Raw genomic sequence first — 10,084 nt, 5'->3', positions numbered from 1 at the left:
CCATCGCGTCCTCGATGGCGATGCCGGCGGGGCGTTCGTCATACCGGATGTCTACGGGGAAGGCGCGACCCTCGCTTTCGACGACCGGCGCGCCCGACATGAGTTTGGCGACACGCGCGCCGTCGAGCGTCGCCGACATCACTGCCAAGCGCAGATCCGGCCTGAGCGCCCCTCGGACGTCGAGCGCCAGAGCGAGACCAAAATCGCCGTCGAGCGAGCGCTCGTGGAATTCGTCGAAAATGACAGCCGAAACACCGGGCAGTTCGGGATCGTCGAGGATCATGCGCGCCAGCACGCCTTCGGTGACGACCACGATCCTGGTCTTTGCCGACATGCGGTTTTCCATGCGCATGGCATAGCCGACGGTGGCGCCAGGTTCCTCACCAAGCAATTCAGCCATCCGGCGGGCGGCGGCGCGGGCGGCGAGCCGGCGCGGTTCAAGCAGGATGATCTTGCCGGCGCCGAGCCAAGGCGCGTCAAGCAGCGCCAGCGGCACCAGCGTCGTCTTGCCGGCGCCCGGCGGCGCCACCAGCACGGCGCTGTTGCCATCGCCGAGCGCTTCCGTCAGCGCCGGCAGCACGGCGGATACAGGAAGCTCCGGCAGGGGTTTTGTGGTCATGGCGCCCGCATATCAGCGGTTACGGCCAAGGCGCAACCAGAGTCGGTTTAAAGCCGGGTGCGCGAAAACGGGTTCCAGCGCACGGTGCCCAGCCGCGCTTCCTCACGAACCATGGTCAAAAGGCCGGCGCCGCCAACGACCGCCAGGCCAACCAGCGACAGCCCGTCCGGATATTCCCGGAAGAACAACGCGCCGAGGATCACCGCCCAGGCGATCTGCGAATAATGCGTCGGCGCGACGCGGTTGGCGGGCGCGTATTTCATGGCCAGCAGCTGCAGGAATTGTCCACCCGCGGTGAAGGCACCGGCCATTGCCAGCCACAGCAACTGCTTTCCGCTGGGAACAGTAAAGGCGGTGGCGGCGGCACCGATGCCGTTGAACAGCAGGCCGCAACCGACCAGCACGCCGAGCATGGTGGTGCGCTTTTCCTGCTGCGCCAGCGAGCGCATCAGGATGACGCTGGTGGCCGCGAGGAAAGCAACGCCGAAGGCGGCAAGATGGCCGAGATTGAGTTCGCGAAAGCCAGGCCGCACCACCAGCATGACGCCGGCAAAACCGGCGACCACCGCCAGCCAGCGCCAGGGGCCGACCTTCTCCTTGAGGATCACCGTGGAGAGAATGGTGACGCAGAGCGGCGCCAGGAAGATCAGCGCATAGGACTCGGCCAGAGGAATGGTGGTGAAGGCGTAGACGCTGAGCACGCCGGAAGCGATGCCCGCCCAGGCGCGCGCCTGCACCGCCCATGGTCTTTTGGTGCGCCAGAAATCGCGCCAGCGTTCGCCCGCAGGTCGCGTGAAGAATAGGAAGAAGCCCGCGAACAAAGTTATGAAAAAGCCGATCTCGAAGATCGTGAGTTGACCGCCCAGGCTTTTGACAACGGCATCGCTGCCCGAATAGCTTGCGTAGGCGATCAGGGCGAGCAGGATTCCGTTCGTCACGTTGTTCCAGTTCCGGGGAGAGAGTGATTTGAAAATCCTGGCGCTCGGTGCCCATCCGGACGACATCGAGATCTTCATGTTCGGTACGATGGCCGCCTATGCCGCGCAAGGCGCAGAGCTCACTTTTGCCATGGCCACGGATGGTGCCAGGGGCGGCACGAGTGATCCCGCTGTTCTCGCTCGTGTCCGTCGCGATGAAGCAACGGCCGCGGCTGCGCTGGTAGGCGCAATGCCACGCTTCCTCGACTTCCCGGACGGCGAGTTGGTGGCCGATGCAGCGCTGATCGGAGCTCTGAAAGCACTGATTGGTCAAACCGGCCCGGATCTGGTGATCACGCATGCGCCCAACGACTATCACGCCGACCATCGCGCGTTGTCGGACGGCGTGCGCATCGCGGCGTCTTTCGCCGTCCCGGTGCTGCATGCCGACACGATGGGCGGCACCGGTTTTTCGCCGACGCACTATGTCGACATTTCCGCCCATGCCGACGTCAAGGCCGAGGCGATCCGAATGCATCAGTCGCAGGATCCCGACCGCTTCGTCGACATCGCGCGGACACAGAACGCCTTTCGCGCCGGCCAGTGCAACGGCGCGCAAGGCTCCTCGGCCGAAGCCTTCCGCTTCGAACCGTCGTTCCCGTTCGCCGATATCCGTATGCTGCTGCCGCCGGCACCGCCGATCCGGAAGGTGATGGTGAGCACCAGAAGGGTCGGTTGAGAAGCCGAGGCGACCCCACGTCCTGGTCACAATCGGCCTGAACAGCTTCGGTAAGCCGACCAGCGAGCCGCGCTTCTCCAACGTTTTCAGACATCGCGATAAGCATGCTGCGGCGCAGCAACGAATTCGCTTGCTTTGTTTAGTAAAAATTGCATCACTAAACAAATTACTAAACATCCGCAGCATAACCGCGCAGCCATGTTTGGGCCCCTGAGGAGAGGGGTTGAGGGCTTTTTGAAACCGTCATCCGGGCGCGTTTCGCAAATGGGAGGAAGTCATGAAATCGAGCTTGAAACTGGCGTTGGGACTGACCTCGGCGATCACAGCGTCGACAGCCGTCTCGAACGTCGCGCACGCTGAAGACCTGACGCTGTGCTGGGCCGCCTGGGACCCGGCCAACGCGCTTGTCGAACTGTCCAAGGATTTTACCAAGGAAACCGGCATCGGCATGAAATTCGAGTTCGTGCCATGGACCAACTATGCCGACCGTTTCCTCAACGAGCTGAACTCGCACGGCAAATTGTGCGACCTGATCATCGGCGACAGCCAGTGGATCGGCGGCGCTGCCGAGAACGGCCACTACGTCAAGCTGAACGACTTCTTCGACAAGGAGAAGATCAGCATGGACGATTTCGTGCCGGCAACCGTCGTCGGCTATTCGGAATGGCCGAAGAACACGCCGAACTACTGGGCGCTGCCGGCCATGGGCGACGTCGTCGGCTGGACCTATCGCAAGGACTGGTTCTCCAAGCCGGAACTGCAGAAGGAATTCAAGGAGAAGTACGGTTGGGATCTCGGCCCGCCGACCACTTTCGACCAGTTGAAGCAGGTCGCCGAGTTCTTCCAGAAGCGTGAGATCGACGGCAAGACCGTCTACGGCGCCTCGATCTACACCGAGCGCGGCTCGGAAGGCATCACCATGGGCGCCATGGACGTGCTCTACAGCTATGGCTTCCAGTACGAAAACCCCAAAAAGCCCTACGAAATGGAAGGCTTCGTCAACTCCGACAAATCGGTAAAGGGGCTGGAGTTCTACAAGGCGCTCTATGATTGCTGCACGCCTCCGGGTGCCTCGAACAGCTATATGGGCGAAGGGGTCGACGCCTTCAAATCCGGCCAGGTGGCGATGCACATGAACTTCGCCTTCACATGGCCAGGCCTGCAGAAGGACGAGAATGTCGGCGGCGACAAGATCGGCTACTTCGTCAACCCGAAGGGGCCTGACGGCGAGCAGTTCGCCCAGCTCGGCGGCCAGGGTATCTCAGTGGTGTCCTATTCCGACAAGCAGGAATCGGCGCTGAAATACATCAAGTGGTTCGCCAACAAGGAGGTGCAGGCCAAATGGTGGTCGCTCGGCGGTTATTCCTGCCTCAACGCGGTGGTCAAGGACCCGGGCTTCCCGGCCAGCCAGCCCTACGCGCAGACCTTCCTCGACTCGATGGCCATCGTGAAGGACTTCTGGGCCGAGCCGAGCTACGCCCCGCTGCTGCAGGCCTCGCAGAAGCGTTTCCACGACTATGTCGTCGCCGGCCAAGGTTCGGCCAAGGATGCGCTGGACGGCCTGGTCAAGGACTGGACGCAGGTCTTCCAGGACGACGGTAAGATGTAACTGGGGCAAGATGTAACCCGGCTCCTCCCGAGCTCGACCCATGCGTCCCGTGCCGCCCTTGGCACGGGACGCAGTTCAGATAAATTCCATGACAGAGACGACCAAGTGACCGAAGCAGGACTCACCATGCTCAATCGGACCGCGGAGAACGTTGCCCAGGCGACTCCGGAGCCGTTGGCCCGCAAGGTCCGGGGCATCAGCGACAAGGGCCTCGCCTGGCTGTTCATCTCGCCGACGATCCTGTTGCTGCTGGCCATCAACATCTTTCCGCTGTTCTGGGCGATCTATCTGTCGTTCACCAACTACCGCGCCAACCGCCCGAACGAGGTGGTGAAGAACCTCGGCTTTGCCAACTACCAGCGCATCCTCGGCGACAAGGATATCTGGATCGCCATGCAGACGACGGCGCATTTCGTGTTCTGGACCATCCTGTTGCAGACGCTGATCGGCTTCACCCTGGCCTGGCTGATCGACAGGAAGTTCCGCGGCCACGCCTTCTGGACGACGCTGATCCTGGTGCCCATGATGCTGTCGCCGGCGGTGGTCGGTAATTTCTGGCGCTTCCTCTACGAGCCGCAGATCGGCCTGTTCGCCTACGCCATATCCTTCGTCACGAGGATCCCGCCGACCGATATCCAGATGCTCTCCAACGTGTCGCTGGCGCCCTGGTCGATCATCATCGTCGACACCTGGATGTGGACACCCTACGTGATGCTGATCTGCCTCGCGGGCCTGCGCTCCATCCCCGAATACATCTACGAGGCGGCCGAGGTCGACCGCGCCTCCAACTGGCGGCAATTCTGGTCGATCACGCTGCCGATGGCGCTGCCCTTCATCATGCTGGCTGTGCTGTTTCGCGGCATCGAGAACTTCAAGATGTTCGACATGGTCAATCTGTTGACCGGCGGCGGGCCGGGCTCGACCACCGAGGTCGCCTCGATCACGCTGAAAAGGCAGGCTTTCGAGAGCTGGCGCACCGGCTATTCCTCGGCCTTCGCAATCATTCTTTTCGTGGCGGTGTTCGGCCTCGCCAACATCTACGTCAAGGCGCTGAACAAGGTGAAGCAGAGATGAGCCTGACCACAGCCCATTCGGTCGTCGCACCGAGCAGCAACTCGAAACGGATCGCCGGCACGATCATCGTGCTTTACGCACTGATCTCGATCGTGCCGCTGCTGTGGATCTTCGCCACCAGCTTCAAGACGCCGCCGGATTCGATCGCCTATCCGCCCAAGATCCTGTTCCAGCCCAGCCTCGAAGGCTACTGCAATCTGTTCACGACGCGGACCCGTCAGACGCCGGAATACATCAACTCGCTGGGGCCGGCGACAGGCTTCTGCGACGAGACCACGCGCAAGCGCAACATGGTGATCGCCGGCCCGTCCAACTTCCTGCCGCGCTTCGTCAATTCGCTGATCATCGCCTTCGGCTCGACCTTCTGCGCCGTGTTCCTCGGCACGCTGTCGGCCTATGGCTTCTCGCGCTTCAAGGTGCCGCTCGCCGACGACCTTTTGTTCTTCATCCTGTCGACGCGCTTCATGCCGCCGATCGCCGTCGCCATTCCGATCTACCTGATGTACCGCGAGCTTGGCCTGTCGGACACCGCGCTCGGCATGATCCTGCTCTACACGGCCGTCAACGTGTCGCTGGCGGTGTGGCTGCTGAAAGGCTTCATCGACGAAATCCCGCGCGAGTACGAAGAGGCGGCGATGATCGACGGCTATACGCGGCTGCAGGCCTTCTGGCGCACCGTGCTGCCGCAAGCGACGACCGGCATTGCAGCGACCGCGATCTTCTGCCTGATCTTCGCCTGGAACGAGTACGCGTTCGCGGCACTCCTGACCTCGGGCACCGCGCAGACCGCGCCGCCCTTCATCCCGACCATCATCGGCGAAGGCGGCCAGGACTGGCCGGCGGTCGCGGCCGGCACGACGATCTTCCTGGTGCCGATCCTGGTCTTCACCATTCTGCTCCGCAAGCAATTGCTGCGCGGCATCACCTTCGGCGCGGTGCGTAAATGAGCATGACCAAGCCTGAGAAACGCAAATCGCGCTGGCCGGCCTGGGCCAGGCGCGGGCTGATGGAGAACATCGCCACGGCACTGATCGCCATCGGCTTCCTGATGCTGTTCCAGCCCTTCGCGCTGTCGCTCTACACCTACTCCTTCATCACCATGCTCGCCGGCACCGTGATGTTCATCATCGTCTCCAAGTTCCCGGAATAATCATGGCCGAAATCCGCGTCCAGCACCTGAGAAAGGCCTTCGGCGATTTCGTCGCCGTGCAGGATTCTAACTTCGTCGTCGAGGATGGCGAGTTCTTCGTCATGCTCGGGCCGTCGGGCTGCGGCAAGACGACGACGTTGCGCATGATCGCGGGGCTCGAATTGCCGACCGGCGGCCAGATCCTGCTCGGCGGCGACGACGTCACCATGCTGCGGGCCCGCGAGCGCGACATCGCTTTCGTCTTCCAGCTGTTCGCGCTCTATCCGCACATGAATGTGCGCAAGAACATCGGCTTCCCCTTGCTGGCGCAAGGCATGCCATCGCCCGAGATCCGCACCCGTGTCGAGGAAACGGCAAAACTGCTGCGCATCGATCATCTGCTCAACAAATCCGTCTCCGGACTTGCCGGTGGTGACCGCCAGCGGGTCGCGCTCGGCCGCGCCATCGTGCGGCGGCCGAAGTGCTTCCTGATGGATGAGCCGCTCGGCACGCTCGACACCGAATTCCGCGATTTGATGGTCCATGAACTGCGCGAACTGCACAACCGCATCCGTGCCACGACGGTCTATGTCACGCACGACCAGATGGAAGCGATGTCGATGGCCGACAAGATCGCGGTGATGAACCATGGCGTCATCGAACAGTTCGGAAGCCCACGCGAAATCTACGACCGCCCGGCAACCATGTTCGTCGCCGACTTCATCGGCTCCCCGCCGATGAATTTTCTGGGTTTTGGCGGCGGGCTGGCCAAAGGCGCCAGGGAGATCATCGTGCAAGGTGCGAAGGTCGCGGTGCCGGAGGTACGAGAGGACATCGCACCCAGCGACATGGCCCTTGGCATCCGCCCGGAGCACATACGCTTCGACGACGCCTCCAAGCTGCGCGGCGCCATCTATGGCACCGAATATCTCGGCACCACGCAGATCGTCGCGGTCGAAACGGCGGACGGTATCATCAAGGCACGCGTGCCGGCCGAAATCCGGCTCTCCACCGGCGACCATGTCGGCCTGACGCTGAGCAGCGCGCGCCTGTCGCTGTTCGAGAAGGGATCGGGCCGCGCGGTGAGAACCGCGATCCACGATGTCGCCTCGGAGCGGAGGGCCCAGCATGGCTGAGGTGCACATCAAGAACGTGACCAAGAGTTTCGGCGACCATGTCGCCGTCGACGGCCTCGACCTGCACATAGCAGATGGTGAATTCGTCGTGCTGCTCGGGCCGACCGGGGCCGGCAAGACAACGACGCTGCGGCTGATCGCCGGGCTGGAACGGCCGGATTCCGGCACGATCGAGATCGGCGGACACAATGCCACGACACTGTCGCCGGCTGAGCGCGACACGGCCTTCGTCTTCCAGCAATATTCGCTCTATCCGCATCTGTCGGTATTCGACAACCTCGCCTTCCCGCTGCGCTCGCCGGCGCGGAAAATGCCGGAGGACCAGATCCGCCGCCGGGTCGAGGAGGTGGCGAAGATGGTGCGCATCCATCACAAGCTCGCCAACCGCTCGACCAAACTTTCGGGCGGCGAAATGCAGCGCGTCGCCATCGGCCGCGCGCTGGTGCGCAAGCCCTCGATCTATCTGATGGACGAGCCGCTATCATCGCTCGACGCCAAGCTGCGCGGCGATCTCAGGCTCGAGCTGAAGCGCATCCAGACCGAGCTCGGCGCCACTATGCTCTACGTCACCCACGACCAGATCGAGGCGATGACGATGGCAGACCGCATCGGCATCCTCACCGAGGGCGTGCTGGTGCAGATCGGCTCGCCGCGCACCATCTATTCAGAGCCGGCAAACCTGCATGTCGCGGCAAGGCTCGGCCAGCCGGCGATCAATCTTCTGCCGACCGGACTGCTGCCTGACGGCGGTGCACCGGCCGGCACCAAGACGATCGGCGCGCGCACCGAGCATCTGACGATCGCGAAGGCCGCGAATGGTCACGCCGACGGCGTTGTCGACTGGGTCGAGCATCTCGGTGACCAGAACCATTTGCATGTGACGGTTGGCCCTAAGAAGCTGGTGACGCTGACGGACCCCGACACGGATTTGGCGCAGGGCGACAGAGTGGTGATCCGCTACCGGTCACCGCTGTATTTCGGCGCCGATGGACAGCGATTGATGTGAGCGGTTTTCGGTGATTCAGCACCGGTTTTGACTTTGCCAGTACGGGACGAATTCGATGAAGCACTTTTTCAATCGCAGGGAAACGATCGTCACCGAGGCGCTCGACGGTCTGTTACGGACCATCGGATCAGGCGATCTCGCGCGCCTCGACGGCTATCCCGAGATCAAGGTCATCCTGCGCGCCGACTGGGACAAGACGAAAGTCAGTGTCGTCTCCGGCGGCGGGGCCGGGCACGAGCCGTCCCATGCCGGCTTCGTCGGCAAAGGCATGCTGACGGCGGCGGTCTCAGGCGAGATCTTTGCCTCGCCAAGCGTCGAAGCCGTGCTGGCGGCCATCCGGGCGGTCACCGGTCCGGCCGGCTGCCTGCTGATCGTCAAGAACTACACCGGCGACCGCCTCAATTTCGGCCTGGCGGCCGAGAAGGCGCGCGCCGAAGGGTTTCGCGTCGAGATGGTGATCGTCGCCGACGACATCGCGCTGCCTGATATCACCCAGCCGCGCGGCGTTGCCGGCACCTTGTTCGTGCACAAGATCGCTGGTCATTTGTCGGAAGCCGGCCACGATCTGGCATTCGTCGCAACGGCCGCTCGCGCGGCGGCGAAGGATATCGTTTCGCTCGGCATGTCGCTGTCGTCCTGCTCGATCCCCGGCCAACCGCACGAAGACAGGTTTGGCGAGAATGATGGTGAGCTCGGCCTTGGCATTCATGGCGAGCCGGGCGTCGAAAGGATTGCGGTGCAGAGCGCCGACAGGCTGGTGGCGATCATGGTGGAGCGCCTCGCGGCACGGCTTGATCCCGAGGCCACCTACGCCTTGCTGATCAACAATCTCGGCTCCGTGCCGCCGCTCGAAATGTCTGTCGTCGCCAATGCGGTGCTTGCATCGCCGCTGGCCAAAACCATCAAGCTGACGATCGGCCCGGGCCCGCTGATGACGGCGCTCAACATGAACGGCTTCTCGCTGTCGCTGATCCGGCTGGATGCGGCGCGCGAAACCGCCTTGCAGGCGCCGGTCGGTCCGCACGCCTGGATGCCGGCAAAGCCGGTTGTTTCACCTGCCGTCGTGCCGATGGCGAAAGCGGCCGGACAGAGCGCGGCACGCAAGCCCAGCCAGGATGCGCGGACCCGCTCTCTTCTCGTCACCATCTGCGAACGGCTGATCGCGCTGGAAACCACGTTGAACGGGCTCGACGCCAAGACAGGCGACGGCGACACCGGCTCGACGGTGGCGACCGGCGCGCGCAGTGTTCTCGAGCGGCTTGATGCGCTGCCGCTTGCCGAGCCGGCGGCGACCCTTGGCGCGATAGGTGACATTCTGAGCGCGTCGATGGGCGGCTCCAGCGGCGTGCTGCTGTCGATCTTCTTCACCGCCGCAGCGCAAGCTCTGGAGAGCGGCGCGAGCTTAGCCAAGGCGCTGCTTGCCGGCCTCGACCGAATGACTTTCTATGGCGGGGCCAGGATGGGGGATCGCACCATGGTCGATGCCCTCGAGCCAGCCCTCAGAGCGCTCGATGCCAAGAGCGTGGACGAAGCGGCTGTGGCGGCTCGACGCGGTGCCGAAGCCACCTCCGCCATGGACAAAGCTAAGGCCGGACGGTCCGCCTATGTCGGCAGCAAATTGCAGGGTGTGGTCGACCCCGGCGCTCACGCGGTGGCCGAAGTCTTCGCGGCCGCCGCCGCACTGCACGAAGCGGCCTGATTCATGCTCCAGTTGTCGAATGATCGTTCTTTCGATACTGCCGGCAAGATAGAAACCGGAAATGCGGGTGACATGGCGGCGTTGAACCTTGCCAGGCTGATCGCGGCCGCTGCGGATACCATTGCCGCTCACGCCGAGGAGTTGACGGCGCTCGAC

General features: G+C 63.2%; 10 protein-coding genes. 8 read left to right on the top strand and 2 right to left on the bottom strand.

Annotated elements, in window-relative coordinates; translation table 11 throughout:
- Nucleotides 1–619 (bottom strand): DEAD/DEAH box helicase (locus EN964_RS13310; RefSeq protein WP_127276429.1); only part of this gene is annotated, 619 nt, incomplete at its 3' end.
- Nucleotides 620–666: 47 nt separating this feature from the next.
- A complete protein-coding gene (locus tag EN964_RS13305) occupies nucleotides 667–1,557 on the bottom strand; it encodes a DMT family transporter (RefSeq protein WP_127271454.1) in 891 nt (296 codons plus the stop codon).
- 28 nt (nucleotides 1,558–1,585) lie between these two features.
- Here EN964_RS13305 and EN964_RS13300 point away from each other — a divergent pair, with 28 nt between their 5' ends.
- The 8 genes from EN964_RS13300 to EN964_RS13265 all read left to right on the top strand — a co-directional run bounded on the left by EN964_RS13300 (nucleotide 1,586) and on the right by EN964_RS13265 (nucleotide 9,928).
- Nucleotides 1,586–2,275 carry a PIG-L deacetylase family protein gene (locus EN964_RS13300; RefSeq protein WP_127273168.1) on the top strand — a complete coding sequence of 230 codons (690 nt, stop codon included), beginning with the start codon at nucleotides 1,586–1,588 and terminating at the stop codon, nucleotides 2,273–2,275.
- 277 nt (nucleotides 2,276–2,552) lie between these two features.
- Entirely contained in the window at nucleotides 2,553–3,884 is a 1,332-nt protein-coding gene (locus EN964_RS13295; protein WP_127269189.1) for an ABC transporter substrate-binding protein, read from the top strand.
- Between the two features lie 126 nt (nucleotides 3,885–4,010).
- Nucleotides 4,011–4,958, top strand: a complete 948-nt coding sequence (locus EN964_RS13290) for a carbohydrate ABC transporter permease (protein WP_127269190.1) — start codon at nucleotides 4,011–4,013, stop codon at nucleotides 4,956–4,958.
- Entirely contained in the window at nucleotides 4,955–5,905 is a 951-nt protein-coding gene (locus tag EN964_RS13285; RefSeq protein WP_013528079.1) for a carbohydrate ABC transporter permease, read from the top strand. The genes EN964_RS13290 and EN964_RS13285 overlap by 4 nt, the downstream gene beginning before the upstream one ends.
- Nucleotides 5,902–6,108: a hypothetical protein gene (locus EN964_RS13280; protein WP_127269191.1), complete on the top strand. Its 207-nt coding sequence runs from the start codon at nucleotides 5,902–5,904 to the stop codon at nucleotides 6,106–6,108. Before EN964_RS13285 ends, EN964_RS13280 begins: the two co-directional genes overlap by 4 nt.
- Before the next feature lie 2 nt (nucleotides 6,109–6,110).
- Entirely contained in the window at nucleotides 6,111–7,223 is a 1,113-nt protein-coding gene (locus tag EN964_RS13275; RefSeq protein WP_127269192.1) for an ABC transporter ATP-binding protein, read from the top strand.
- The gene (locus EN964_RS13270) at nucleotides 7,216–8,229 is read left to right on the top strand and encodes an ABC transporter ATP-binding protein (RefSeq protein WP_127272511.1); all 1,014 of its coding nucleotides are present in this window, start codon (nucleotides 7,216–7,218) and stop codon (nucleotides 8,227–8,229) included. The genes EN964_RS13275 and EN964_RS13270 overlap by 8 nt, the downstream gene beginning before the upstream one ends.
- Before the next feature lie 55 nt (nucleotides 8,230–8,284).
- Complete coding sequence (locus EN964_RS13265; protein WP_127272512.1) at nucleotides 8,285–9,928, top strand: dihydroxyacetone kinase subunit DhaK; 1,644 nt, start codon at nucleotides 8,285–8,287, stop codon at nucleotides 9,926–9,928.
- Nucleotides 9,929–10,084: the final 156 nt, after the last annotated feature.

Source organism: Mesorhizobium sp. M7A.F.Ca.CA.001.10.2.1 (assembly GCF_003998575.1).
Taxonomy (GTDB): domain Bacteria; phylum Pseudomonadota; class Alphaproteobacteria; order Rhizobiales; family Rhizobiaceae; genus Mesorhizobium.
The sequence above is the reverse complement of the archived record's forward strand: the minus strand, read 5'-3'. Positions and strand labels throughout refer to the sequence as shown.